Genomic DNA, 25,348 nt, shown 5'->3' with positions numbered 1-25,348 from the left:
GGCCAGACGGGGCGTCAATGGTTTTGGCCACTTTTGCCGAAACAAAAGTGGCTCGCCTGCCGGGGCGAAACCCGGCAACACAAAAAATCACGCCAACAGCAAACCTTCCAGAATTTCATCTCAAATGACCCGACGCCTGCGGCCCAATTCCCTGATCGGACGCTCTTGTTCTTGGCAGGCTTGAGTGAGCGTCGCGAGTTAGCCCGTCACATTAAGGGGGCATTCTTTCTGTAAGGTCTTCTGGCCTTATGGTGTGGCCGAGCAGTGCAGCCGACACCGGAAAAAAGGCGCGCATTGTTTGAGCCCTTCGAGAAGACTCAGGCCAAGCTCCGCGAGTTTGCGCGCCGCCGGAGTCGGCGAACCGCACAGGGAACCCGAAGGGCCACAGCACGGCCAACATGGGTTTGGCCACTTTGACCGAAACCAAAGTGGCTCGTGGCGCGGGGGCGAAACCCCGCACCTGTCATTCAAATTGACTAGATGGTTTTTAGAACAAGTTCATTTGTGTGGGGGGATCGACTGGGGTTTCTTCTTTGGAGGAGGCTTTGGGTGTGGGAAGGGTTGGCGGTGACGCAGTTTGAGGTAGGGTGGGAGTTTTGCTCATCTCTTCCAGGACTGCCTTGAGTTTTTGGAAGTCTTCTTTGAGGGGAATGCGCAGATTTCCCTGGTGGAGTGCGGCTGCCGGATGAAGCAGTGGGAACACGATGAAGTTGGGCATTCGGATGACCTGCCCGCGTACTTTCGTGATACCGACTTTTCTTTCCAATAACGTTTGTGTGGCAAAGTTCCCTAATGTACACACCAATTTAGGTTTGATGAGTTCGATTTGTTGAAGCAGAAACGGTTTGCACGTCTCGATTTCTTCTGGAAGGGGATCCCGATTGTTGGGTGGCCGGCATTTAATGACGTTGGCAATAAAAATATCCTCGCGACTGAGCCCGATCGATTGAAGCAGCTCGTTGAGTAATTTTCCTGCCGCCCCGACAAACGGCTCTCCCTGGCGGTCTTCATAAAATCCCGGGGCTTCTCCGACAAACATGATGTCAGCCTGAGGATGCCCTGTCCCAAATACCACCTGAGTGCGTCCTGAAGACAAGGCACATCGTTGGCATTTGTGAAGGAATGATTTGAGTTCATGCAGATCCATTGAGGGGGGATCTTAAATTTGACGCTTTAGGATGTCAATGTGAAGAGGCCTGAACCCATTCAGTCACAGCTCTCGCACAGGCAGAGGCACTCAAGACGGTGCTTTCCAGAGATGGAGGGAGGGGAGTGGCCGTCCAGGGACCGGTAAGAAAGAGATTGGGAATGGGCGTGTGAGGCAGAGGGCGAAAGGTGCGGAAACCGGCCAGGCAAGGAAGATAGGGGTAAGCTGATTGCGTGACGGGTGGCTCACCGGACGGCAAGGATTGTTCAGGAGAAATTTGAAGGATGTTTTTGATATGAGGCCAGACCGTTTCTTTCAGCCAGTCGTCGGTATGTCCTGCGGATGGCGAAGGGGAAAGGGTAATGCCTGTGATCAACGTCTTGGCGCCATTAGTATTCCGAACTGTCTGGCTGGTTATCCAATCAAAGACACCGGAGTTGAGGATAAGGCGAGGGGGAAGAAATGTGTTGTGAAGGGTCATATGGACAAGTGTTCCTGAGGATTCCTGCAGATGAGCCAAATGGGAAAAACACGAAAAACGAGCCGGGGCTCTTTCCGGCAAGAGTCGAAGAAGCTCTGGAGGAGAGAGCGGCGAGACGTAGATGTCGGCGGTGAGGCGTTCGCCCTTATCCAGGGCAATGGCCCGGATACGTTCTGTGTCGGCTTGAATGAGGGTGATTTCGGTTGAGGGATAAAACGTCACGCCTTTTCCAAGTAGGATTTGTCTAAGCTGTTGTTGTAGATGGTCGAGCATGTCAGGTGAGGCTAAGAAAGTTTCTGGTCCATCGGGTCTGGCTAACCAGAATCGAGAGAGTACCTCCAGAAAATACCCGAGCGAGGCCTGGGTCACATCACATCCTAAAAATAAACGACAAAATGGGTTCCAGATACGTTGTCGGGCAAGAGCCGATTGTTGAGAGGAATTCAGCCAGGATTCGACTGTGAGCATGTCAGGGTGGTGATCTGGTGAAGGGGGCTCTTCCCATTTTTTTTCTAAAAAATTCATCAAGTGCCAGCGATCAGACCAGGGAAGGCCCCGAAAGCCGGCGAGTCGAATCATGGGATGAAGTCTCCCAATTCCGTGCGCGTTGGATAGCGTCTGTGATGGACCTCCGGATGTCCCGAACTCCAGCTCAACCGGTTGAATGCGTTGGGCTGCGTGCTCGAAGGCCAGTTCCTGAAACAGTGCCCATGTGGCATGGTAATACCGGGGAAGTATGAGCGGGGAGGGCTGTGTCGTGACGCGTTGAAAGGATGCTGGAGAGTCCGGTTCTCTCGATTCAGAAAAATGAAGGGAGGATGTTGCCGGAGAGAAAGATCTGTGGTGTTCGAGAATGGTGATCCGGAAGCCATAGGGGACGAGCCGAAAGGCCGTGAGTAAGCCTGGCAGATTTCCACTCAGTATCAGAATGTGGCGTGTCACACTGATGGGGCAATGGTATGGGAGAGAAATGACCGAATCCAGATATTAGCGGCAATCCCGAGTCGTTGTAGGGGGGCGACTCGAATCCGTGGGCCGAACACCTGATACTGTTGGTCTTCGAGTTGTGTGAGGATGCGGCTGTAGACCCCACGCATGATTTCGGAAACCACCAGGGACTTTTGATCGGCGGGGGGAAGGGTTTGGAGAATTTCCTGAGCTTGGCGGTAATAGGTGTGAGCTCTTTCGCATTCAAATTTCACAAGTTCAACCAGCGCTGGCGATTCTTGTTGGCGCAGGAGAGCTTCTTCCGAGTAGCCAAATCGCTGTAAGTCCTCTAGCGGAAGATAGATACGGTTCTGTTCGGCATCCCCTTTGAGATCGCGAAGAATATTGGTTAATTGAAATGCCAGTCCCAGGTTGACCGCATAGTCTTCTGCTGCAGGGGATTGAGTTTGGAAAATCTTGAGGCAAATGAGCCCAACCACCGAAGCGACCCTGTAGCAGTATTGATACAGATCGGCAAACGTCGCAAACCGATTGGTCGTCAGATCCATTTCGACGCCAGAAATTAATTCTTGAAGCAGGGCCTCCGGGATGTCAAAGGTCTGCAGGTGGGTGGCGAGGCTCGTCGTGACCGGTTGGGTCGGGTGGCCTTGATAGGTGGCAGTCAATTCCTGTCGCCATTTGCGGACTTCTTCGATGGGATGGCTTCCCGGTGCCGGTTCATCAACCGCGCTATCCACCATTTTGCAAAAGGCATAAATGGTATACATCGCTTCCCGCCGCTGCTGTGGAAGGAACAGAAAAGAGTAGTAGAAGTTGCTGCCACTATCCTTTGTATATTTTGTGCAGAACGTCTGCGCTTCAATCGGAGTCATCGGCTTCATGAAGTATTTTCCAAAGGCGGTGGCCAGTCAATGATCGTGAACCGCGGGTACAAATGCATGACGGCAACGGTTCAATTCCAAGACAAATTATATGGGGTTAAGCCGCAAAGGAGGTTCCCGCTCCTTGGCCGCACTGGAGAGGGATTTTGAGTCCCCCCATACTTCCTCGCCGAACCCTGGGTGACTCACATGTGGATCAACAGGCTTAATGTCGCCACGATCCGATTGCCGAAAATACGACGATACACGTCAGTGCAGAGTAGCAAGGATTGCGAAGCTCTTCAATGGATAGGGAGAGGGTTATATTCCGGTTGGAGCGGAATGATTTGCAGGTGATTCAACAGAATTCCGGATGATTCTAGGTAACCGACCTTCTGATCCTTACGTGGCACAGGTCCTACCAACCCATTGAAAATCAGGAGGGCTCCTTCTTACCGGGTGGAAGCCTCCCCCATGTTTTCGGCCTGTGATTCGAGCTTTAAGGCAGAGATCCAGCCTGTTTTCCCCGTTTGCGTTCGAACCTGGTAGACCCATCCGGTTGGCTGATACGCTCCATCCAGAATCGTTAATGTTTCTCCTAATTGTACTATGGGACCAGGCGTAATGTTGGCAGGATCTCCCATCAATAAGGACCTTCCAAGAATATTCGTCAGCGTCACTTTCTGATTCTCGTGAAAGGTTGGCGCTGTCATGCCAGCCTGGGATTCATGGCCCTCTTGATTCCTGGTGATGGCAGCCGTATCGGTGGAGGTTGCTTGAGGCGTAAAGGTATTTGAGTTGAGAGCCCAATAGGCCACTCCACCAATCAACAATACAAGTACAATCCAGAAAAGCGGTTTCCTTGAAGGGGGCTTGGATTGGTTGAGGTCGTCCTCTTCCAAGCCTTCGTCAAATTCCAAATCTTTATCAGGCTCCTGGGCAAAGAGCACGTTCCATCGAGAAGGTTGTTCCGGGGTGAACACCGCACCGATTGTCGAGGTCATCATGCCTATCTCCTTTTTATTCGTGAGGTCTGCAAGAGAATGTCAGTCCCAGGTTGGCGTAGTATGAATTTGCCAATTCAGCGGATCGTGTACGAAGAAATACTCATTCATGAAGTTTATTAACATCACTTCTATTTCCTGTCAAATCTTCACGACATATCGATGAGGACACATGGTCTCTTCTCCCCGCGAACAGAACGCCCGGAGGAAACGATCGCGTCCATTCGAAGGATGAAAGAGTTGAGCCGCCAGTGGTGCCTGGTAATAATGAAGATTGATATCGGGATCTGCGTTATGGAAAATATACATCGTATGGAATCTGTGATTAGGGAGGCATCATGAAATCGTACAGAGAAGAACTCTGGTTTCAAACTAAGGAACGTAGGGAATATCGGAATATTACCCCTCAGGTGGAACGTGTGGTACAACAGAGTGGGATTCAAGAGGGATTGGTCCTGGTGAATGCCATGCATATCACCGCGAGTGTCTACATTAATGACGACGAACCCGGGTTGCTACATGATTATGAACAGTTTCTTGAGCGCCTTGTGCCGCAGACGGGTACCTACCGGCACAATCTCACCGGAGAGGACAATGGTGACGCCCATATCAAACGCCAAATCATGGGCCGGGAAGTTGTCGTGGCGATCACCAATGGACGCTTGGACTTTGGTCCTTGGGAACAAATCTTTTACGCCGAATTTGATGGCAGACGTCGGAAGCGCGTGCTGGTGAAGATCATTGGAGAGTAGTGAGTTGGCAAACGGGTTCCAGTCATGTGAAAATAACCTGAGAATTTTGATGATTTGCCTTTTCAGAAGTTTTTTTACCTTCGCCTGGAATCGTTTACACATATGAATGCAATGTCTAGTTGGTATCGTCCTGATCCCCTCACGCGGGATTTAATTCATCTCATTAATGCCAGGCGGCACGAACATGGGGATCCCAGTTTAGCCATTGAAGTGTTGCAGGCGTTACTCGATCAGGACCGCGAACATGAGGTGCTCACCGTTCTTGCCGCCCTGGACGAAAGTATGGCGGAGTGGTTATTCGATTTGTTGGCGGAGGCGGCCAGCTCGTGTCTGATGGAGGATGAGAGCGAAGACAGCGAACAGTATGGGATTCTTGCCTCATTTGAATTATCACTCCAAGCCAATCTGGAGTTTCCGTTAAAGTTGAAAATTGATCCTGTGGAAACGGCGGATTTGTTACGGAAACATCTGCATGTCCCGCCAGAGGCGGTGATTACGGTTGAACCAAGGCTTCTGACCGATTCGACCTTGGAATTTTTAAGCCTGCAGAAGATTCACGACCATATTTCCAACCTGGCTGATGGACAGCCACGTCAGACGATTGCGGCAAGACTTCATCCACCCGTTGAAGCCACCGCGTTTTTATTTTTTGAAATTCTTGGCGTTCCTGACACCACGTTGCCGGAAGCTCTTTCCGAGGAAGACTGTCAGGCTATTATGGATCATCTCGTCAATCAATGTCCCGAAGTGGCCAAGGCGCCTCAATTATTGGAAGCGCCTAATTACGCGGCCTATGCCTTGTATGATGCACAAAACGCGGTTCGTCTTCATCGATTGGCTGATGAAACCGCTGCGGTGTGGCATGACCTGGAAGGCCCGGTTCGAAGTCGAACGGTCGTGCATCTGCATACTCAATGCGGGAATGGCGTGTATATGCCGGTATGGACCGATCTGTTTGATCCGGATCTTCCTGAAGACCATGGACCGATTTGGACGTCTCCGGATGTGTGGGTGTTTACGGCGGATTTGCCAATTGAATGGCCAGGGGAATTGTTAACCAATCGCCTGCTGGCTGAGGGCTGCACACGATTTGAAAATCACATAGTGGAAGCCACGGACAATTGAAAAATCGTCATGGGGCCTCGTTCATGCTTATCGGGCATTACCGGCCGGCCGCCTGACGTAAGTGATCGATCAACTTGGGAGGAACCCGTAACGAACCACGCCCCGTTCCGACCGAAATGTCAGGCTTCAAGGCACCGTGAAAATCACTGCCTCCTGTCATGAGCAGGTCAAATTTCCTGGCCAGGTTGAGATTGATAGAAATTTGCCGAGCGGAAAAGGTTCCATAAAAGACTTCAAGCCCTTGTAATCCCTGGTCAACCAACGCCTGGCATGAGGCCATCGTCTTATCCGCACCCAATCCCTCCCAATAGGGGTGGGCAAGTATGGGAATCCCCCCAGCGTCAGTGATCCACGTCATGATTTCGGCTGCCTCAGGGACCATCCGTCGAACATAGGCTGCGCCTCTGACCCCCAGGAAGCGATCGAACGCTTCCTTCATCCCCTTCACGTACCCTTTTTCAATTAATATCTGTGCGATGTGTGGGCGACCGATGGTTCCACTTCCGGCCACATGCTCTACTTCAGCGAGAGACACCTCAACATGGAGGGTGTGGAGCCGGTCTAGGATGTGGTGAAGGCGATCAACGCGGGTCGTGCGAAGCTGTTCAAGCCTTGTTTGAAATTCAGGATCAGCCAGATCAATGAAATACCCCAGCATATGCGTTTCCCGCCCTTGAAACTCTGTACTTAATTCAATACCGGGTATGATTTCAACCGGGAGATGTTGAGCGGCCTCCATGGCTTCCGGAAGGCCCTCAGTCGTGTCATGGTCGGTCACCGCCAGGATGCTCACGTCTTGTTGATGAGCAAGCTCCACGAGTGCGGTGGGAGACTCGCTCCCGTCCGAGAAATGGGTGTGAGTATGAAGGTCGATACGGCTCATAAGATGTGGGTGTTATGGTTTGCGTGCCAACATTCGTGCAGTAAACGCCCGTCCTGAAGGTCCCGCGTGATCCCCTTCGTCGTAATGGAGAATGCTGAGCCCTTGAAGGAGCGTGAGCAATTCATTGGTTTCCAGGCAGAACTCTTTCCGGCGTGGGTGTTGTCGATGGATATGGTTGTCCAGAAGAAAGGTTTCATACATGATGACGCCACCGGATTTAAGGGCTTTAATGAGTTGGGGAAAAAGCGGCCGGTTCAGGTAGAAAAAGACGAGAATGACATCATACCTGGTTGTGCCTAAGTCCGGGGGATGTTGCGGATTCACTTCTAAATCTATGGATTCCGTTGTTATCGAGGAGCGGCCGGCTTCCCGGGCTTGTGCCTGAAGCTCATGTAGGGCGCCGGCATCACGATCGATTCCATGAACGGGGAACCCTTTGGAAGCCAGATACAGCGCATGACGACCTCGTCTCGTTGCCACATCCAACACGGTTCCGTGAGGAAGTCGGGAAAGGTGGTCTACCAGAAGAGGAGAAAGTTGTTTGAGATCGGATGAGGCGATTGGTTGGCGTGACCGGATCAACTGAACTCCTACCGACCCCTCAATCCTATTCAACGGAGGGCGAATTTTTCTGACCCATAGTTTGAGACGGGTAATGGGAAATTCTTGAAAGAGGGTTTGGCAGATTGTCTCCGCCATTGTTTCAATGAGGGAAAAGGCCTGCTCTTCTCCAATGGCCTGAATTCGTTGCGTGATGGTTCCATAATCGACCGTATCGGATAATTGATCGCTCTGAAAGGCCGATTGATTGGGGCATCGGAAGATGAGATCGACCAGGAGGGGTTGAGGTTGCTGTCTTTCCCTTTCAGTGACCCCGCATCGTGCGGACAACTGGATACCTTTGACGACGATAGATGAGGACATGGGCCATTATGTCAGAACGTCCTCCTCGTGTGCATGTGATTTTTGAAAGGAGTCCATCCATAGACCGGAACGGGTTCCGGAATAGATGGCTTTCATGAGTGGAATAGAGGAGATGTCGATGAAATTCGGGGAATGGATTGACCTACAGCGTAGGATTTTTCGTAATGCGCAACCGGGCCTGCTGTGGGTCATCGGTTTCCTCGTTCTGCAGGTCTCGTGTGAATGGGGTGGTCCACCCACCATCATGGTGACTGCGGAGGAATTTCGATTTAGTCCTGCGAGGATTGAATGGGTAACCGACCAGCCACTTCGTCTTCTGATTCGGAATCAGGGACGTGAACGCCATGTGTTTCACAGTCAGGAATTGTTCGGGCCGGAGGCTAAGGTCCTATGGCATCAGCCAAGGGTTGCGCTTCAGGAAGCCAATGCCGTTGTGCTTGAGCCGGGTCAATCGATTGAGTTGTCTTTCACCGCATCTGCCGGTCTCTATCCCTTTCGATGTTGGATAAAAGGGCATACCGGCATGGAGGGAGCGATCCTCATTAAAGATTTCTCCTCAAGCTAATGGCGGCTTTCTTGGTGAAATCTCAAAAGGACTGCCAGGGAACCGAAAAACCCTGGATTTTCTTATTGGCGTCTATCGTGTATTGAGAAGCCAAAGACCTGAGGGACTTTGAATATCTAAATATTTTTGGATATTCAAATGGAGGCGAGAGACAGAATGCTTGCTGGTGGCAGGGATCCGCCAGCAAGCGATTTCTTATTTGCCTGGAACCGCGTCAATGGAGGTTCTGGCCTTGGCGTCCCGTTCGCAACTCGTCGTGGCGATCATGCGTTGGCCAGCAGTTGCATCACTAGGTATCCGGGAAATGCAGGCTTCAAGCGTGTCGCCCTGTGTGCCCGTGGAGACTCTGGTGGGTCCAGTCGTCACGGCTGTGGCTTCAGCGCTTGACGATGGTGAAGCTGATGAAGCCGGAGAGCCGCTTGCACCCGTTGCGCCGCCATTCATCTCAGCGCAGCCCATGGTCAAGATTGCGAGACCGAAGGAAGCATAGAGGAACAGTGTAGAAAATGATTTCATTGGTCGAACCCCTCCTCAATAGATAAACAAGTCGCGAAATATACTTGAGACTCCAGAAAAAAACAAGGTGCGGAGGTCAAAATCTTCTTTACGGATCTCTTCCGCGTTCGGGCTGTTTCCAATCTGATAATCTTGACTGGTATAGGGTTTATTGCTAACGTAAAATTTTCCTCCCTACGCGCAGAAAACGGACGGAATCATTCATGGCTTACCTCATTGCTCGGCTGTTCCAGGGTCAACCTAGGGGCCAGGGTCAAGTGTTGTGACCTTTCAAGACATTATTCTCTCCCTTCATCAGTTTTGGAAATCCCACCACTGCATTTTGACTCAGCCGTATGACACTGAAAAAGGGGCTGGGACGTTTAATCCGACAACGTTTCTTCGCGCGATCGGACCCGAGCCTTGGCGCGCCGCGTATATTGAACCCTGTCGACGACCAACCGATGGCCGATACGGAGATAACCCGAATCGCCTTCAGCATTACTTCCAATATCAGGTGGTGTTGAAACCGGCTCCTGCGGATTCGCAAGACCTGTATCTCCAAAGCCTTGCCCATTTAGGGTTAGATCCCTACCAACACGATATTCAATTTCTTCAAGATGACTGGGAGTCTCCCACGTTAGGGGCCTGGGGGTTAGGGTGGGAGGTCCGGTTGGATGGGATGGAGATCACGCAATTTACTTATTTTCAAGAGATCGGGGGATTGGAGCTGGATCCGGTCACGGTGGAGTTAACCTATGGGTTGGAACGCATTGCCATGTATCTGCAGCAAGTCGACAATGTGTATGACCTGATGTGGACAGAAGACGTTCGCTACGGAGAGCTTTATCATGAGTCCGAAGTCCAGTTTTCCGTCTATAACTTTGAGGCGGCCGATGTGGATTTGATTCAGACCGGCTTTGATCGCTATGAAAAGGAATGTCAACAGTTACTGGAGCATCCACGAGGACTGGTGTTGCCGGCTTACGATTGCTGTATGAAGTGTTCTCACCTCTTTAATTTGCTGGATGCCAGAGGAGCGATCAGTGTAGCTCAGCGGACAGGCTATATCGGCAGGGTTCGAAACCTTGCCAGGAAATGTGCGAAAGCCTATCTTGGTCAACGGGAGCAGATGGGTTTCCCTCTATTACGACATGCGTCGGCTTCCGCCCGTCCTCAGAGAAAACAGAAGATCATTTGAATCGATGCCCCGATGCGGGGTTGTGGCACGTAGGCTAATGGCACCATCAAGAACAATCCGCAAAAATGTCAAGGCCAAGTCTGTCTCGAAATCTCAAACAAAGACTGTCCCGTTTTTGTTAGAAATTGGGACGGAAGAATTGCCGTCGGCGGTTATTCCGCAGGCATTGGAAGACCTGGCAATTCTCGGGCAACGGCTCTTTGCGGACAGCCGGTTGGAGTATGAGTCCTTGAGGACCGTGGGCACGCCGCGGCGCTTAGCCTTGCTGGTCAAAGGTGTGCAACCGCAGCAAGCTTCCCTGACTCAGGAAATATTAGGCCCCCCGGTCTCTGCAGCCTTAGATGCTTCGGGACAACCCACCAAGGCAGCCTTGGGATTTGCCAATTCTCAAGGGGTGCCGGTTGACCAGCTTCGTAGAAAAGATACGCCCAAAGGGGCCTACATGGCGGTCGAAACGCATCAACGAGGTCAGTCGGCCAAGCGGGTGATTGCGGAGGCGCTTCCGCAGATCTTAAGTAAATTGGCCTTTCCGAAAGCGATGCGCTGGAATGACTCGCGGGCGAAATTTGGCCGTCCGGTTCGCTGGGTGGTCGTGCTATTAGGCGACCAGCCGCTCACGATTGAATTTGCGGGAATTCAATCCAGCGCCATGACCAAAGGGCATCGATTTTATCGAGCGAAAGGAAAAAAGCCGGGACAGGCGTTTCCTCTCACCACCGCCGACAATTATATCGAGACCATGAAGCAACTTGGGGTGCTGGTTGATCCTGAAGAGCGTCGGAGTCTCATTACGCAACAAGTCTCTGGGTTGGCTAAGGCGGCGAAAGGCCAGGTTGATCCATTGTACCGGGATGAGCTGATTGAAACAGCGGTCTTCGGTGTGGAATACCCTCACGCGATTCTCGGAACGTTTCAGAAAGAATTTTTAGCGGTTCCCAAACCGGTTCTGATTTCATCGATGAAAGAGCATCAAGGGTTTTTCTCGCTGATGACCAAGGATGGCGCGCTTTTGCCCAAATTTCTTGCGGTGACGAATATGCCGTGGGGAAATACCCCGCTCATGACCAAAGGGAATGAACGGGTCCTGTCAGCTCGCCTGAGTGACGCTCAATATTTCTTTACAGAGGACTCGAAACGCCCGCTCCATGAACGAGTGCCGGCGTTGGAAGGCGTTCTGTTGCATCACAAGTTGGGCACGGTTCGTCAAAAAGCAGATCGGGTGGGTCACCTGGTCGGATGGATGGCTGAGCAGATCGGCCGAAAGGATCTTGACGAGATCTGCCGACGCGCCGCTCTTCTGGCCAAGGCGGATTTGACGACCGGAATGGTCGGTGAGTTTCCAACCCTGCAAGGGGTCATGGGGGAGGAATATGCCAGGCATGACGGCGAACCTGCAGAGGTCTGTCGCGCCATTGGTGAACAGTATTTCCCCCGTTTTCCAGAAGATCAATTGCCGACCGACCTGCCTGGTGTCCTACTCGCCGTGGCCGATCGGTGTGATTCCATCGTGGCCTTTTTTGCAGCCGGAATGTCCCCATCCGGATCCGAAGATCCGTTGGGGTTGCGTCGAGCCGCTTACGGGTTGGTGCGGATACTCGCAGAAGCGCCCCTCCGGCTGAATGTCACCTCCGTGGTGAATCAGGCGCTGCAGATCTTAGAGGGACAGGGTGGGAAGGTGCGTGGCACTCCTCAAACCGGTTCAGATGTTGTGGCGTTCATTCTTGACCGGCTTCGGTTCTATGGCAGGCAACACCTGGGCTTACGGGAAGATATCATGGAAGCGGTCATCCACGTTCCCGATTCGATGGCCTGCGATATGGCTGATTTGGTCGCACGCATGCGGGCCTTGGAAGCCATGGTGCCGCAGCCGGATTTTGATCCGCTGATGATCGGATTTAAGCGGGCTCACCGAATTGTCGAAAAAGAACAATGGACCAACGCGCAGGCCCTGCCTGAACAGTTTGTGCATGAATCGGAGCGTCGGCTGTTTCAGGCCTTGGGGGTGATACAACAGCAGGTCCGCGATTCAGTGAATGACCGGAATTACGGGAAAGCCCTTCAGTCGTTGTTGGAACTCAAGGGCCCGATTGATGAGTTCTTTGGAGCTGTGATGGTCAATGATTCAGACCCACAGACACGGGCCAATCGCCTTTCCTTATTAAAGGCGACGGATGATCTGTTTCTCACGGTAGCCGATTTGTCCTGTCTGCAATCGGCAAGTGGATCATAGTCGAGAGAAGAAGATTCCTGGATGCCGTCGTGGAAGCGGGACGGTCATGGGAAGGAACATCCGATGGGGGATGGTACGGACCGTGTAGAGAGCCCAAAGATTTCACGACGCCTGAAACGCTTTACCCTGGTCGTGACGGTAGCCCTGATTATCGTCTGCAATGCCTTAATCCTGACCGGTCTTTGGGTGAGCGGAGTTGATTTGGAGAAAATCTTGTCAAAATCGGAACTCTATGATCCTGAGAATGGGCATTGTGTCCAGGTCACCTGGTTAAAGGTTGTGGGCGTGGACGGGTTGGTCAAGGTCTGCTCCGAATGGCTTGATTTCTCCGATATCTCGGGTGAAACGCATCGGTTGCCGGAAGGAAAAACCCTGGCCATGGGGCCCGATGGCAATCTGTATGTCTCCGGGAACCCGGAAGAGAATTACCGATTGATTGCGCTCATGATTTTTGCCATAGTTGTCATAATATCCGGCATGTGGACCAAGCAAATGCTGATAGCCAAATATCAGGATCGTCTTCAATCTGTAAATCATCATTCAATCTGAATGCTCGTGTATCCTACCTTTGTTCTGACAGCCAGCTCACATATTCATATTCATACACTAGGCCTGTCTCAGGCATCTCTGAGAAAAAAGATGGTTCCCCGTGAGGGTCTCCCTCTATCGGGGAGAATGGTCCGGCGAAGAATGCCAGACATTCAGTCTCCTCTTGTGATGACGTCTTTTTTTTCGAAGGGCCCGTGGGTCGGGTAAAGGAGAGCGAAGAAATGCGGCACAAAAAATATGTCTATTTCTTTGGCGGCGGCAACGCCGAAGGATCCGGCAACATGAAAGAACTCTTAGGAGGGAAAGGATCGGGATTGGCCGAAATGACCAACCTGAAAATTTCCGTTCCTTCCGGGTTCACGATTACCACCGAAGCCTGTGTGGAATATTTTCATTCAAAAAAACGCTTTCCAGCCGGGATGTGGGATCAAGCGCTGAATGGCCTGCGGCAGGTCGAAAAAACCATGAAGGCCAGACTCGGCGATCCGGACAATCCGTTGCTGGTGTCGGTACGGTCAGGGGCACGAGCCTCGATGCCCGGTATGATGGATACGGTGTTGAATCTCGGCCTCAACCAACAAACGGTTCAGGGTTTAGGCAAAAAGACCGGCAATCAACGGTTTGCCGTTGATGCCTACCGGCGTTTCATCACCATGTTCGGCAGCGTGGTGATGGGTATTCCCCGTGAGCGCTTTGAGCATACCCTGGAAGCCATGAAACAGGCGCATGGAGCCAAGCACGATACCGATTTGACCGAACAGGCCTTGGCAGAGTTAGTAGTGCAATATCAGGAATTGGTCAAAACCGAGACCGCGCGAGACTTTCCGCAAGATCCCTTTGAACAACTTCGGATGGCGGTGGATGCGGTGTTTGATTCCTGGTTCGGGGATCGTGCCGTGACGTATCGCCGGCTCTACGATATTCCCGATGAATGGGGAACGGCCGTGAATGTTCAGTCGATGGTGTTCGGCAACATGGGGGACACCAGCGGGACGGGGGTGGCCTTTACCCGAAACCCCGCGAATGGTGCCCCGGTCTTTTTCGGCGAATGTTTGCTGAATGCCCAGGGTGAAGATGTCGTGGCCGGTATTCGAACGCCTATGCCAGTGGTCGCGTTAGAAGACAAGCTGCCGGAGGCGTATAAGGATCTCATTAAAACCCAGCGGACTCTGGAAAAACATTACCGGGACATGCTCGATCTGGAATTCACGATCCAGGAAGGCAAGTTGTATATGTTGCAAACCCGGGTTGGAAAACGGACCGGCATCGCTGCGGTTCGGATTGCCGTGGATATGGTTCGTCAGGGGCTCATCGACCGGAGAGAAGCCGTGAAGCGGGTCGCACCCGAACAACTCTCTCAATATCTGTACCCCATCTTTGAAAGCAGTGATGAAGCCAAATTTCAGTCTGTCGGGAAGGGACTTCCGGCTGGTCCGGGAGCGGCGGCCGGGCATATTGCTCTCACTCCGGATCAAGCCGTGGCCATGAAGGCCAAGGGGGAACGCGCCATTCTGGTCCGTCATGAAACCAGTCCTGATGATATTCATGGGATGCATGCAGCCGAAGGATTTCTCACCGCGAAGGGCGGGATGACCTCGCATGCGGCCGTGGTGGCCCGACAAATGGGAAAAGTCTGTATCGCCGGTTGTGATGCCGTGGAGGTCTTGCCAAATGGAAAGGTCCAGTTTGGGTCCATGGTGCTGTCCGAAGGAGATTTTCTTTCCTTGAACGGGTTTACCGGGCAGGTCTACGCGGGAGACATTCCCGTGGTGGATTCCGAAGTGATCCAGGTCATTCAGGGAAGAATGGATCAGAAAGATTCTGAAAAATATCAGTATTTCTCGACGATTTTGAAATGGGCGGATGCGTTTAGGGTGCTCAAGATCCGATCCAATGCGGACATTCCCGAGCAAGCGCATATCGCGCGAGGATTCGGGGCCGAGGGCATCGGGCTCTGCCGGACGGAACACATGTTTTTTGCGGAAGACCGGGTCCCCATCATGCAGCAGATGATCCTGGCATCTTCCAGAGAAGAACGGGAGCTGTATTTAGAGCAACTTCTTCCCCTTCAACGGCAGGACTTTATTGGACTCTATCGGGAAATGGAGGGATTTCCGGTCACCATTCGCTTACTCGATCCTCCCCTCCATGAGTTTTTACCCAAACGCGAACATCTCCTGGTTGAAATCGCGAAGTTGGAAGTGACCAATGGAGATCCTCAAGTCATTCAGGAGAAACAACGGATATTGGATCGAGTCGAAGAGTTGCATGAGTATAATCCCATGCTGGGTCTTCGTGGATGTCGGCTTGGGATTACCATGCCGGAAATTACACGCATGCAGGTTCAGGCGATTTTTGAAGCGGCTTGTGAAGTTGCGCGCGAAGGTAAAAAGATTGTGCCGGAGATTATGATTCCGTTGGTGGGGATGCCGTCAGAGATGAAAGCCCAAAAGGAAGTGATTCAAGATGTGGCGCAACGGACCATGGCGGAATATGGCATGAAGTTGAATTACTTGATCGGCACCATGATCGAGCTGCCTCGCGCGGTGGTGACGGCAGGGCGAATCGCCGAACATGCTGAATTCTTTTCCTTTGGGACCAATGATCTGACGCAAACGACGTTCGGGTTTTCCCGCGATGATGCAGGACCCTATATCGGGTTTTATTTGGATCGCCAGGACCGGTGTCCGGTCTGTCAACGGACCAACGTCGATTGGAAGAAAATGGTGTGCCGGATGTGTAAGGCCACGATCGACAAAAAAGCCGAAAATATTTTGGAAGCGGATCCCTTTGCCGTGTTGGATCAAGAGGGGGTTGGAGCCTTAATGAAATGGGCGATTCAGGAAGGGCGGAAGACTCGCCCGTTAATTAAACTTGGCATCTGCGGAGAGCATGGTGGTGAACCGAGTTCCGTGGCCTTTTGTCATGAATTAGGCCTGAATTATGTGAGTTGTTCGCCTTACCGTGTGGCCATTGCGCGGCTCGCTGCAGCTCAAGCGGCGGTGGCGGTGCTCGAACGTGAGGAGAGTCAACGTCAGCCTCGAGCTATGCCGAACAACACCAGTAAATCCCCGAAGGTGGCGAGCAAATCCGGTCCACCTAAAACGGATAAAAAGGCGCCAGCGAAAAAAACGACCGGGAAAAAAGTCCAGACTAAGAAAGTCGTGGCCGGGAAGAAACCGGCCACCAAGAAATCAGCCACAAAGAAACCGGCGGCGAAGAGCACAGTGAAGAAGAATCTCGTGACGAAGGCAACCGGCAAGAAGAGTACATCTAAGAAAAGTACACCCAAGAAAAGAGCTTCCCCGTCTTCTCCAAGTAAAAAACCGACTGCGGCTGCTAAAAGGCGGTGACGTCTGTCCAATCAGATGCCACCTTCATGAAGCGAGCCCTTTCCCTCGCAGCCAAAGGGAAAGGGCGTACGAGTCCCAATCCCATGGTAGGGGCTGTGATCGTCAAGGATGGGCAGATCGTCGGAGAAGCCTATCACCGTCAGTCCGGCGAACCTCATGCAGAAATTTTAGCGCTCCATCAAGCGGGTCCTCGAGCGCGAGGGGGCGTCCTCTATGTGACGTTAGAACCCTGTTGCCATACCAACAAGCGCACGCCTCCCTGTGTTCCCCTCCTTATTCAGTCCGGGTTAGCGCGCGTATGCGTGGCGATGATCGATCCCAATCCACAGGTCAATGGACGCGGGCTTCAACAACTCAAACGCGCGAATGTTCCCGTGTCGGTTGGAGTATTAGAACAGGATGCGAGGCACCTGAATGAGGTCTATGCCTATTGGATCACCACCGGACGCCCGTTGGTGACCCTCAAAGGGGCCATGACGCTGGATGGAAAATTGGCGACTGCCACCGGTGAGTCACGGTGGATCACAGGCGAACGCGCACGGCAGGATGTCCATCGTCTGCGTAACCGGATGGATGTTATTCTGGTGGGGGTCGGAACGGTCATCGCCGACGATCCTGAATTATCTGCTAGAGGAAAAACCATGACAAGCAGGCGTGTGGGACGGCAACCGGTGAGAGTCGTTCTCGATAGCCGATTGCGCATTCCCTCCAATGCCAAGGTTTTGCAATGGGTGGGTGAGCAGCCCATCATTCTGTGCACGACCACACAAGCTCCACTCCAAAGAATCGAACATTTTAGAAAACGTGGCATTCAGGTGTGGGTGTTGCCTGCGCAAGCCGGACGAGTCTCATTGAAGGCCTGTCTTTCCCGATTAGGGAAAGAGGGCCTGACTTCTGTGCTCATCGAGGGAGGGGGGACGATCAATGCGACTGCCCTTCAACAGAGTTTGGTAAATCGCGTAAGATTGTATATGGCTCCAATGTTACTCGGGGGGCAGGATGCCATTGGCCTCATCGGCGGTCAATCGCCGAAAAAGCTTGATCGGGCCTGGCCACTCTCGGATTGCCAACTCAAAAAGCTCGGGAAGGATTGGCTCGTCACTGGAACGATTGAACCACGACGGTGAGGGTTTCCTGAGTCATCGACATCAGGCAGGTTGACGGTGTCTGCTTTCCATTACCTATAATACTCCAATCGTGTGCTGCACTGAGAAACCGGGGAGATCGCGCTCATGAATACTCTCAATGAAGTCGACGAGCAGGATTTAGCATTTGCAGTCGATCTGTTAGAAAACCCCAGCTTTGCCGCCAAAGTCACGAATCTCATCGGAGGGCCGGTCGAAAAGGCCATCACGATGCTGCCCGAGGGATTCTCCAACAAACTCCTGACGACCACGCAAAAAGCCTTGACTAAAGCGTTAGATCTGGCCGTGTCCAGTATAGATGAACGGTATCGGGGGAAACCGGCCAATGGGGCTCACCGGGTATTGACGACTGTCAGTGGTGCAATCGGGGGAGCAATGGGGCTCATGGCGTTGAGCGTAGAACTGCCAATCTCGACGACACTCATGTTGCGGTCAATCGCCGATATTGCAAGAAGTGAGGGAGAACCGATTATGGAGGCTGGGAGCAAACTGGCCTGTTTGGAGGTGTTTGCCATGGGGGGCACCAGTCAAGCGGATGACGGGGCGGAAACGGGATATTTTGCGGTGAGGGCGGCGTTAGCGGGTGCGATGACCGAAGCGGGCAAGTACCTGCTTGAACGTGGTTTGGCGGGATCGGGCGCCCCGGCATTGGTCCGCTTTCTGTCTGAAATTGCCTCACGGTATAGTATTCAAGTCTCAGAAAAAGCCGCCGCCCAAGCGATCCCGTTGTTGGGGGCCGCCGGGGGAGCCACCGTCAATTTGCTGTTTATGGATCATTTTCAAAATATGGCGCGAGGGCATTTTATCGTCCGGCGCCTGGAACGCGCCCATGGCAAAGAGGCTGTGCAGGAAGCCTATCGCCAAATGGCCACCAGGAATTAGATTCCTCGCTTTCTGGTTTGTCATCCCTCCCGTTTGTGAGCCGGTACCCATCTGAATAAGTTTGCCGAAGATCGCCCTGCCCATATTGGGATCATACAGAATTTCTTGTTCTACGGCCTACAACGCTCATTAATCCGAACAGATGAATCCTGACGGGGTTCATTGAACGTCTGAGGATGATGAGGAGAGGTGCGGAATCTTCTAGCGCTTGTCCTGAGAGCAACGTCGAAGGGCTTGAACCATACATTCCGTATGATCCCCAAAAAAGTCTATTTCGAGTTCAGCGATTACTCCACTCCAGATATCTTCTGGGAAAACCCCGCGTAACCTGGTTCTCCATTTTCTTCCGGATTTTCTGTGAAATTGTTCTTGGCAAACCATTGTCATGAGCCTATAGGAATGCCCGGTGGAATATGAGAGGATAAAAGAATATTCATTAATCTGACGGCATAAATCGTCAAAAACATCTGGGTGATGTTCATGATTCACGCAAATATGTTCAATATCCTTCTCTCATGCCTGGTACTGAGCCTGGGAGCCTTTCCTGTTTGGGCCGATCCACTTCCGGGTACGGAAACGGCCGAACCTTCTCCGGCTTCTGATGGGAGTCTGTCCTCATTGGTGAAAGAATATGTGGCGGAGGCTTCTCACGATAAAGCCAAAGAGCTATTAGCTGACATTCAGCATCTGCCTGAGGCCAATGTTGAATCCATTTCAAAAATTCTTCAGCAGCCGATCCGGTATGAAGCTCAACCGGTTGGTCCCCAACCCCGGCGACCTATACGAGTGAGGGGGGAGGATGCTGAGTATGCTTTGTATGTTCCTCCTTCCTATTCACCCGAGAAGCCTATGGCCTTCATCCTGTGTTTGCATGGGGCAGGGTTTACGGGGGAAGCCTATCTGGATCGATGGATTCCACGTCTTGGTGAGAACTACATTCTGGCTTGTCCGTCGGTGACCATGGGGTCATGGTGGACCCGATTCGGCGAGGATCTGGCGTTGAAGGTTTTACATGAGGTTCAAACGCAATACCATATTGATCCGGATCGGATCTTTCTCACCGGTATGTCTAATGGCGGGATTGGAACCTGGATCATCGGGATGCATTATGCGGATCACTTTGCGGGGATCGCGCCGATGGCCAGCGGTATTGATGATGTGCTGTTTCCATTCGTCGAAAATTTGGTCCATACGCCCGTCTATGTCATTCACGGTTCGGCGGATCAGGTGATGCCAGTGCAGTTGAGCCGCGACCTGGTCAAAGAGATGGAGCGTCGCGGCATTCCTTATCAGTACCAGGAGCATACCTGGACGCATCCCCATGCGGGAGGGCATTTCTTTCCCAAGCAAGCCCTGCCGGAACTGATCGCCTGGTTTGATGGCCAACAACGGGATTCATTGCCAAGGACCATCTCCTTGGTTCGGGATGCCAGCCACCTTACGCCATTCTCGTGGGTGCGTATCGATATGACGGATCAGATTGCCGCCTTTACCGAAAACCTGATTGACAGTCGTGATGAATTTATTACGGGAGGGGTGTACGCCAAATTGCACGCCCAGGTCACGGCTCCCAACAAGATCGTGGTGAGTACCAATCGTATTCGCCGCTATACCCTGTTTCTGAATCAGGACCTGGTGGATTTTTCCAAACCTGTCATCGTGGAAACGAATGGGAAGGTCTCGTACGAAGGCATGGTCGAGCCTCGCATCGACACGCTTCTACAGGAAGTCCGGCACCGTTCCGACACCCACATTCTTTTTCCCGCCAAACTGACCATCGAAGTACCGTCTACCAAAATCAGTCGTGAGCAGTAGTGGCCTGATAAAAAATGCACGCGCTTGCGCGGGAACGGAAAAGGTGGGTGATGATAGAAGGCAAACTGAACCACGAAAAAATGAATAGGAAACCCGAATGTTGAACATTTGAGCTTCCTCTCCGGGTTGATTGAAAATTCGGGTCGTGGTCTTGAGGAAAGGGCTTAGCGTCTTCTCTGACGATTATCTTTTTGCGGGACGAGAAATACGTTCTCTTGAATCTCCCGGTCGATGGTGGTATTCCGTCTTATGATGTCGGCGAGGGTGGTCTCTTCCAATTTTTTAATTTCAAAATTGGGAAAAGCGTTGAGATAAAAAAACCGGTCTCCGTCCCGTAACCGTTCGAACTGATCCACCAGAATAGTGTAAAACAAATCCCCCACCAACGCGCCAGGGCGATGATCTTCAGACACTCCGCCCATCCACAAATCCACACGTTCGACACTTCCATATGCGGATTCCAGCTTTTGCTGTACTTCACGATTCTTGGTGATGTCGTCAAAGGACAATGCTGGTGAGAGGCCGAAGGCCAACCGGGCATCATTGTAGCTCGCAAGTCCGTGGTCCCGTCCCCGTTGAAGATTGAGTGAGGCCAGGTCGAATCCTCCTGCTCCAGGGAGGCCGAAGAGAAAATCCCTTACGTCGTCGATGATATAGTTGTCTACCTCTTGCGCTCGGTTGTTCGCGAGTCCCCGAAGTAACGGATCAATCCCTCCTTCCTTGATAAGACGCTCCGGAGCAAAAAATGCCTCCCGCAAAGGTAAATGCCCTTCCCGGATCGGCTTTCCTTCTTTATCCAGTCGGAGTAATACCGGTGAGAGCAGGGTGTGGCCCACCCGATAGGCAGCCGTGCTGAACTCATTGCCAATTCCGGGATTTATTTCACGCTTGTATCCGGTGTAGGGCTTCAGGGCATTGGGTCCGAGGAGGACGGGGAGAAATTCCTTATAGGTGATGACCTGGATCAAGGCCCCCACCCAGATCCTCGCGGCTTCATAAATGGCATTCTCCCCCAATCGAGGGGAACCCTCATGGATCATGTCAGCTAGGCGATTATGTTCCCGCAGGAACAGGGTATGCATAGTCAAAAGTCCCACGTGCTCATTGGCTCGAACATCTCCCGCTACAAATAACGTGGGAGCAAGGCCGCCCTGGTTAGGCAGGCTGGTGGTATTGAACGGCAATAAATTGCCCCGGCTGGTTTTCATCCGGCCTGTTCCGTTATTAGCTCTCAGAGATGCGGCTCGTACGTGGTCCGAGCCATAAACCATGGATCCGTCGATAAACGCGGTAATTTGATTCATTTGCTGCCGTGGATTCCTGGAATCCGTCCCGGTAGCCGGATCATAGGCGGACCGGTTCAGCGACATTTGCCGGGTTCCGGTTGATTGTGGATCGAAGGCAGGATCCCCTGTTGGAATTTGTATATGAAAGGGTTCGAGGGGGGCGGCCCCCTCGGTCAGGTCGATATCGTGGTCAATGAATTGCCCCCATTGCCAGATAAAGTCCGAGGCCATTTTTTCGTTGTAGATCGGTTTGTCCTGGGCGGCTACCGTATTGGAGATGTCACGGACATTTGGCCGGTTGTCGCCGGCAGGTGTCCAGCTACCATTTTCGTAATCCGGTTTGACCAGCCGAAGCAATTGGCTATGGGCGCTTCCCCAGGCCGGGTTTTGCACATTGTTGTTCTTGCCATCAATGGCTCTGATCTCGAGATGGTTCCTGCCATTATCGGGTCTGGTCCCGGAATGGTCCCTGCTATCACCGGGTCTGCGGTCGCGATGGTCCCTGCCGGCATTGGATCTGTTCTCTTGTGCGAACGTCTCGGGTAAAAGGGTTCCTAGGAGGGCGATCAGCAAGCCACCTGCCAAAATGGATCGTATCCATACCTGGACTATTTTTTTGTGCTGGAAATTGGGATTCAGATACGGATCCTCTCGAAATACCTAATGGTATGACTAATGGTTGTACCCCTTTGGGAAACCCGGATAGTAAAATAGAAGCATGGAAAAACAAGGGAACCCGGATGAAAAAACGGGCGATGATTCGTGAATTAATGGAAAAAATAAATTTACCCCAGTCGTGGAAATAAATCCAGTAGTGGTAAAAATAGTTTTGAGGTCGGAGAAGTAATGGAAAGGTTCGCGTTTGAGTAAGGGTAGTAAGGGTAATTAGTGAGGGAAGTCTGAAAAAGTTATGAATAGTCCAAAACCTTTGACCGAATTCCTGGCTGGCTTGTGGGAATATCCCCGTTTGGCTGGCAGTTGAATGACCGTTCTCGCCTTTCTACCTTAGCGATGGCCCTCCTTGATGGGTTGGGCATTTATGGGTGTTTCTAATTTGAAGGGTTTTCGGATTTGTGTGGATAGGGGAGGATGCCTTGTTTCATGAAGGCTCCCAACCACATGCCAAGTAGGAGAAGGATACCCAGGTAACTGCCCGTATCACGAAACCAGGTGGAATGTTCGTGGAATTCCAACACATCCAGTTGAGTGGGCGTGACAAACCGCCCACGAATCGAGACGGTAGCGGAGTGATCCAGAATCTCTTGCGTGGTGCTGATTTGTTCACCGTTGAATAGGCCAATCATATCTCCTGAGGGAGTTTTCACATACGATGGCCGATCCAGTTCCAGAGGGCGTCCTGGACGAGCCTCCGTTTCCTCAAGTGTTCGGACAAAATGGTTATTGGCGTTTCGAGGTCCTTCTAAAAGGACAAAAGGCAGTGCGAAATAGAGGATGAGTAACGACGCCGATATCGCCACTTTGAAAGGAGACAAGGGCGAGATTGGGAGAGGCTGCGATATCCCCTTTCGCCATTGCCATCCTATATAGAGTAAGCCACCTCCGGTCATGATATAGGTTGGAAGACTTTCCGGCCAAAATAACCCCACATTCCATAAGTCCCATGAAAGTGGAGCAAAGAGATGGACGCCATTGGCCCATTTGGTTTGAAGCCCATCCAGCACGAGATGAAGGAGGACGTTGACTCCGAGAATCAGGAACACGGCTCTTGGCGTATGCGTAAGAAAGGCCAGGGCCCCGCATAACATCAACGTGACGAAAAAGGAAGCCTGAGCGATACAATACAGGCGAATGGTATAAGGATCGCTTCCCGGCAAGAATTCCATCAAGACTCTTTGGAAGATCCATGGGATGTCCGGAAGCAAGCAACCCAGGCATACCAGTTTGGGATCGATCCCGGGTTTGACCGCCCGATTCAGAAGGCCTTGCACGCCGATGTGGGCTAACGTATTGGGCACGTCTTCCTCTCAGTAACAATTAGGGAATGTATCGGCAAAATGTGGGGTCACCATAATCGGCTTAACTGGTCGTTCTCCAGGAGAGTGTTTCTAAGGATGAAGTCATTGTGGAAACGAATGGGAAGGTCTCGTACGAAGGCATGGTCGAGCCTCGCATCGACACGCTTCTACAGGAAGCCCGGCACCCCTTCGACACCCACAATCTCTTTCCCGCCAAGGTGACCATTGATGTGCCAGAGCCACCGGTTGTTCAATAGCACCGTTCACTTGCTCTTTGAAATGAGCCATTCCTGTGAGGCAAATCCTTTTGGGCTCATGCCCTCTTGTCAGACGCCCTCGCTCAGTTAAAATTTCCTTACACCCCCCAACCGATTGTCTTGAGGTAAAAGGCGGGTGCCTGGTCTGGTCGGTCTTCTCCTTATGACGTCAAAACGCAAATGGATTTCTTGTAATGTTGGGTCAAGCTTTTTCGAGGTGAATGATAACATGAGACACAGACACACGTTTTGTGAGGGAGGGAGAAGTCTCTGATGAACGTGGGATTGAGTGACGTGGGCATTATGACAGATTCAAAGGCCATGAGGCACAATGCTATGGTGAATGGGGCGTCGATTGGAATCCCTCTTGTTGGCACCCTTGTCGGGCTCCTGTCTTCTGGTTTCTCTGCTCCCACTTCCACCACGGTTTTTCTCTTCCTGGTATTTTTCTTGTTCAACCTTATCGGGGTTAGCGTGGGATTGCATCGATATTTCTCTCATCATGCCTTCGAAACGAGTCCATTGGTTCGATGGTTATTGGGCATTTGGGGCACGTGGGCGATGCAAGGCCCTATTGATCGATGGGTGGCTGACCATCGGAGGCATCATCGTTTTTCTGATCAGCCATTGGATATTCATAGTCCGTATTGGAGTCGGCAAGAGAAGATCACCTCCGGGTTCATGCGTTTCGCGCATGCCCATGTGTTATGGATGTTTGTGGAATGGCCAACCGATACCCGTCTCTATGCGAAAGATATAATCAGTGATCCGATAAGTCGAGGATGTAGTCGGTGGTATTGGCCGATCTGTGCCACGTCGTTAGTCGTGCCGGCCATGATCGGGTATGGCATGGGAGGTTCGGATGAAGCGGTTCGGGCTTTCTTCTGGGCCGGGTGTTTGAGAATTTCCCTCATGCAGCAATTAACCTGGACGGTCAATTCTCTTGGTCATATGTTTGGCGGGAAAACGGAAGGCAGCCGGGATGAATCGCGAAATATGCATTGGGGAGTCACTCTTGTGTTTTTGGGTGAAGGGCTACATAGCTACCATCACGCCCATCAGCGTACCGCTGTGAACCAACCGGCTTCGTTGGATCTGGCCGGATCCCTCATTACCTTCCTTGAAACCATTCATGTCGTTTGGAAAGTCCAACGCTTTTGAATCCCTGCCGGTTCTGATCGTGGGAAACGTGTGGCAGCGTTGAAGATCATCCAGAATTTAGGGTTCAGGGTATCCAGCGGTAGGTAGGTTCCCGGCAAAGGTACAATAGCCCTCGCGCAACTCACGATGGATCTCAAACGCTTACGTCCGATATGGGGGAAGTTCCCTTATGGAGTTCGTTGTGGGGCGGAGCGATCAGTTTTCACATGGCGGTGGATACATGGTCAATTTGCAAAACAGATTGATGAGTTTCATCTCGTCCAGGGAACCTGGAGGAGTGCCGGCGATTCGGGGATCCGCAATGACTAC

General features: G+C 52.0%; 22 protein-coding genes. 13 read left to right on the top strand and 9 right to left on the bottom strand.

The window, feature by feature from the left end; genetic code table 11:
• On the top strand, window positions 1–234 hold a 234-nt coding region (locus tag AAH187_RS13035; RefSeq protein ID WP_342348896.1), incomplete at its 5' end, for a hypothetical protein.
• 253 nt (window positions 235–487) lie between these two features.
• Here the strand turns inward: AAH187_RS13035 and AAH187_RS13030 are convergent.
• The 4 genes from AAH187_RS13030 to AAH187_RS13015 form a co-directional block, all read right to left on the bottom strand.
• Window positions 488–1,147 (bottom strand): uracil-DNA glycosylase, encoded by a 660-nt coding sequence (locus AAH187_RS13030; protein ID WP_342348895.1) that lies wholly within the window; start codon window positions 1,145–1,147, stop codon window positions 488–490.
• Between the two features lie 34 nt (window positions 1,148–1,181).
• Window positions 1,182–2,570: an FAD-dependent oxidoreductase gene (locus tag AAH187_RS13025; protein WP_342348894.1), complete on the bottom strand. Its 1,389-nt coding sequence runs from the start codon at window positions 2,568–2,570 to the stop codon at window positions 1,182–1,184.
• Window positions 2,567–3,457 (bottom strand): presqualene diphosphate synthase HpnD, encoded by an 891-nt coding sequence (gene hpnD, locus AAH187_RS13020; RefSeq protein ID WP_342348893.1) that lies wholly within the window; start codon window positions 3,455–3,457, stop codon window positions 2,567–2,569. Before hpnD ends, AAH187_RS13025 begins: the two co-directional genes overlap by 4 nt.
• A 431-nt stretch (window positions 3,458–3,888) precedes the next feature.
• Window positions 3,889–4,443 (bottom strand): SH3 domain-containing protein, encoded by a 555-nt coding sequence (locus AAH187_RS13015; RefSeq protein ID WP_342348892.1) that lies wholly within the window; start codon window positions 4,441–4,443, stop codon window positions 3,889–3,891.
• A 335-nt stretch (window positions 4,444–4,778) separates the two neighbouring features.
• On the opposite strand from AAH187_RS13015, the gene AAH187_RS13010 reads away from it, so the two are divergent.
• A complete protein-coding gene (locus AAH187_RS13010) occupies window positions 4,779–5,192 on the top strand; it encodes a secondary thiamine-phosphate synthase enzyme YjbQ (protein ID WP_342348891.1) in 414 nt (137 codons plus the stop codon).
• Window positions 5,193–5,294: 102 nt separating this feature from the next.
• Window positions 5,295–6,317, top strand: coding sequence for a hypothetical protein (locus AAH187_RS13005; RefSeq protein WP_342348890.1), 1,023 nt, complete (start codon window positions 5,295–5,297; stop codon window positions 6,315–6,317).
• 37 nt (window positions 6,318–6,354) lie between these two features.
• Here AAH187_RS13005 and AAH187_RS13000 read toward each other — a convergent pair whose 3' ends face one another.
• A complete protein-coding gene (locus AAH187_RS13000; protein WP_342348889.1) occupies window positions 6,355–7,200 on the bottom strand; it encodes a PHP domain-containing protein in 846 nt (281 codons plus the stop codon).
• A gap of 12 nt (window positions 7,201–7,212) precedes the next feature.
• Window positions 7,213–8,124 (bottom strand): dihydroneopterin aldolase, encoded by a 912-nt coding sequence (gene folB / locus AAH187_RS12995; protein WP_342348888.1) that lies wholly within the window; start codon window positions 8,122–8,124, stop codon window positions 7,213–7,215.
• 118 nt (window positions 8,125–8,242) lie between these two features.
• On the opposite strand from folB, the gene AAH187_RS12990 reads away from it, so the two are divergent.
• Complete coding sequence (locus AAH187_RS12990) at window positions 8,243–8,689, top strand: cupredoxin domain-containing protein (RefSeq protein WP_342348887.1); 447 nt, start codon at window positions 8,243–8,245, stop codon at window positions 8,687–8,689.
• A 195-nt stretch (window positions 8,690–8,884) separates the two neighbouring features.
• Here AAH187_RS12990 and AAH187_RS12985 read toward each other — a convergent pair whose 3' ends face one another.
• Entirely contained in the window at window positions 8,885–9,205 is a 321-nt protein-coding gene (locus tag AAH187_RS12985; protein ID WP_342348886.1) for a hypothetical protein, read from the bottom strand.
• A gap of 262 nt (window positions 9,206–9,467) precedes the next feature.
• Here AAH187_RS12985 and AAH187_RS12980 point away from each other — a divergent pair, with 262 nt between their 5' ends.
• From AAH187_RS12980 to AAH187_RS12950, 7 genes are all read left to right on the top strand, one after another.
• The gene (locus AAH187_RS12980) at window positions 9,468–10,385 is read left to right on the top strand and encodes a glycine--tRNA ligase subunit alpha (protein WP_342348885.1); all 918 of its coding nucleotides are present in this window, start codon (window positions 9,468–9,470) and stop codon (window positions 10,383–10,385) included.
• A 37-nt stretch (window positions 10,386–10,422) separates the two neighbouring features.
• Entirely contained in the window at window positions 10,423–12,615 is a 2,193-nt protein-coding gene (glyS, locus tag AAH187_RS12975) for a glycine--tRNA ligase subunit beta (protein ID WP_342348884.1), read from the top strand.
• Between the two features lie 21 nt (window positions 12,616–12,636).
• Complete coding sequence (locus AAH187_RS12970; protein ID WP_342348883.1) at window positions 12,637–13,164, top strand: hypothetical protein; 528 nt, start codon at window positions 12,637–12,639, stop codon at window positions 13,162–13,164.
• A 221-nt stretch (window positions 13,165–13,385) separates the two neighbouring features.
• Window positions 13,386–16,517, top strand: a complete 3,132-nt coding sequence (ppdK, locus tag AAH187_RS12965; protein WP_342348882.1) for a pyruvate, phosphate dikinase — start codon at window positions 13,386–13,388, stop codon at window positions 16,515–16,517.
• Window positions 16,514–17,644 carry a bifunctional diaminohydroxyphosphoribosylaminopyrimidine deaminase/5-amino-6-(5-phosphoribosylamino)uracil reductase RibD gene (gene ribD / locus AAH187_RS12960; protein WP_342348881.1) on the top strand — a complete coding sequence of 377 codons (1,131 nt, stop codon included), beginning with the start codon at window positions 16,514–16,516 and terminating at the stop codon, window positions 17,642–17,644. Before ppdK ends, ribD begins: the two co-directional genes overlap by 4 nt.
• Window positions 17,645–17,749: 105 nt before the next feature.
• Window positions 17,750–18,544, top strand: a complete 795-nt coding sequence (locus tag AAH187_RS12955) for an EcsC family protein (protein ID WP_342348880.1) — start codon at window positions 17,750–17,752, stop codon at window positions 18,542–18,544.
• A 480-nt stretch (window positions 18,545–19,024) separates the two neighbouring features.
• The gene (locus AAH187_RS12950) at window positions 19,025–20,359 is read left to right on the top strand and encodes a hypothetical protein (RefSeq protein ID WP_342348879.1); all 1,335 of its coding nucleotides are present in this window, start codon (window positions 19,025–19,027) and stop codon (window positions 20,357–20,359) included.
• 164 nt (window positions 20,360–20,523) lie between these two features.
• Here AAH187_RS12950 and AAH187_RS12945 read toward each other — a convergent pair whose 3' ends face one another.
• Window positions 20,524–22,230, bottom strand: a complete 1,707-nt coding sequence (locus AAH187_RS12945; protein ID WP_342348878.1) for a peroxidase family protein — start codon at window positions 22,228–22,230, stop codon at window positions 20,524–20,526.
• A 464-nt stretch (window positions 22,231–22,694) separates the two neighbouring features.
• On the bottom strand, window positions 22,695–23,621 hold the full coding sequence (locus tag AAH187_RS12940; RefSeq protein ID WP_342348877.1) for a hypothetical protein: 927 nt from the start codon (window positions 23,619–23,621) through the stop codon (window positions 22,695–22,697).
• A gap of 107 nt (window positions 23,622–23,728) precedes the next feature.
• Here AAH187_RS12940 and AAH187_RS12935 point away from each other — a divergent pair, with 107 nt between their 5' ends.
• Window positions 23,729–23,878, top strand: coding sequence for a hypothetical protein (locus tag AAH187_RS12935; protein WP_342348876.1), 150 nt, complete (start codon window positions 23,729–23,731; stop codon window positions 23,876–23,878).
• 273 nt (window positions 23,879–24,151) lie between these two features.
• Window positions 24,152–25,039 carry a fatty acid desaturase gene (locus AAH187_RS12930; protein WP_342348875.1) on the top strand — a complete coding sequence of 296 codons (888 nt, stop codon included), beginning with the start codon at window positions 24,152–24,154 and terminating at the stop codon, window positions 25,037–25,039.
• Window positions 25,040–25,348 lie beyond the last annotated feature (309 nt).

Source organism: uncultured Nitrospira sp. (assembly GCA_902500695.1).
Classification (GTDB): domain Bacteria; phylum Nitrospirota; class Nitrospiria; order Nitrospirales; family UBA8639; genus Nitrospira_E.
Note: the sequence above shows the minus strand (reverse complement) of the source record. Positions and strands in the feature narration are given on the sequence as shown.

What these genes read in the sequence shown, in the direction of transcription:
- AAH187_RS13030 (WP_342348895.1), bottom strand. Translation starts at nt 1,147, where the DNA reads ATGGATCTGCATGAACTCAAATCATTCCTTCACAAATGCCAACGATGT.
- hpnD (WP_342348893.1), bottom strand. Translation starts at nt 3,457, where the DNA reads ATGAAGCCGATGACTCCGATTGAAGCGCAGACGTTCTGCACAAAATAT.
- AAH187_RS13015 (WP_342348892.1), bottom strand. Translation starts at nt 4,443, where the DNA reads ATGATGACCTCGACAATCGGTGCGGTGTTCACCCCGGAACAACCTTCT.
- AAH187_RS13010 (WP_342348891.1), top strand. Translation starts at nt 4,779, where the DNA reads ATGAAATCGTACAGAGAAGAACTCTGGTTTCAAACTAAGGAACGTAGG.
- AAH187_RS13005 (WP_342348890.1), top strand. Translation starts at nt 5,295, where the DNA reads ATGAATGCAATGTCTAGTTGGTATCGTCCTGATCCCCTCACGCGGGAT.
- AAH187_RS13000 (WP_342348889.1), bottom strand. Translation starts at nt 7,200, where the DNA reads ATGAGCCGTATCGACCTTCATACTCACACCCATTTCTCGGACGGGAGC.
- folB (WP_342348888.1), bottom strand. Translation starts at nt 8,124, where the DNA reads ATGTCCTCATCTATCGTCGTCAAAGGTATCCAGTTGTCCGCACGATGC.
- AAH187_RS12990 (WP_342348887.1), top strand. Translation starts at nt 8,243, where the DNA reads ATGAAATTCGGGGAATGGATTGACCTACAGCGTAGGATTTTTCGTAAT.
- AAH187_RS12985 (WP_342348886.1), bottom strand. Translation starts at nt 9,205, where the DNA reads ATGAAATCATTTTCTACACTGTTCCTCTATGCTTCCTTCGGTCTCGCA.
- glyS (WP_342348884.1), top strand. Translation starts at nt 10,423, where the DNA reads ATGGCACCATCAAGAACAATCCGCAAAAATGTCAAGGCCAAGTCTGTC.
- AAH187_RS12970 (WP_342348883.1), top strand. Translation starts at nt 12,637, where the DNA reads ATGCCGTCGTGGAAGCGGGACGGTCATGGGAAGGAACATCCGATGGGG.
- ppdK (WP_342348882.1), top strand. Translation starts at nt 13,386, where the DNA reads ATGCGGCACAAAAAATATGTCTATTTCTTTGGCGGCGGCAACGCCGAA.
- AAH187_RS12955 (WP_342348880.1), top strand. Translation starts at nt 17,750, where the DNA reads ATGAATACTCTCAATGAAGTCGACGAGCAGGATTTAGCATTTGCAGTC.
- AAH187_RS12950 (WP_342348879.1), top strand. Translation starts at nt 19,025, where the DNA reads ATGATTCACGCAAATATGTTCAATATCCTTCTCTCATGCCTGGTACTG.
- AAH187_RS12930 (WP_342348875.1), top strand. Translation starts at nt 24,152, where the DNA reads ATGAACGTGGGATTGAGTGACGTGGGCATTATGACAGATTCAAAGGCC.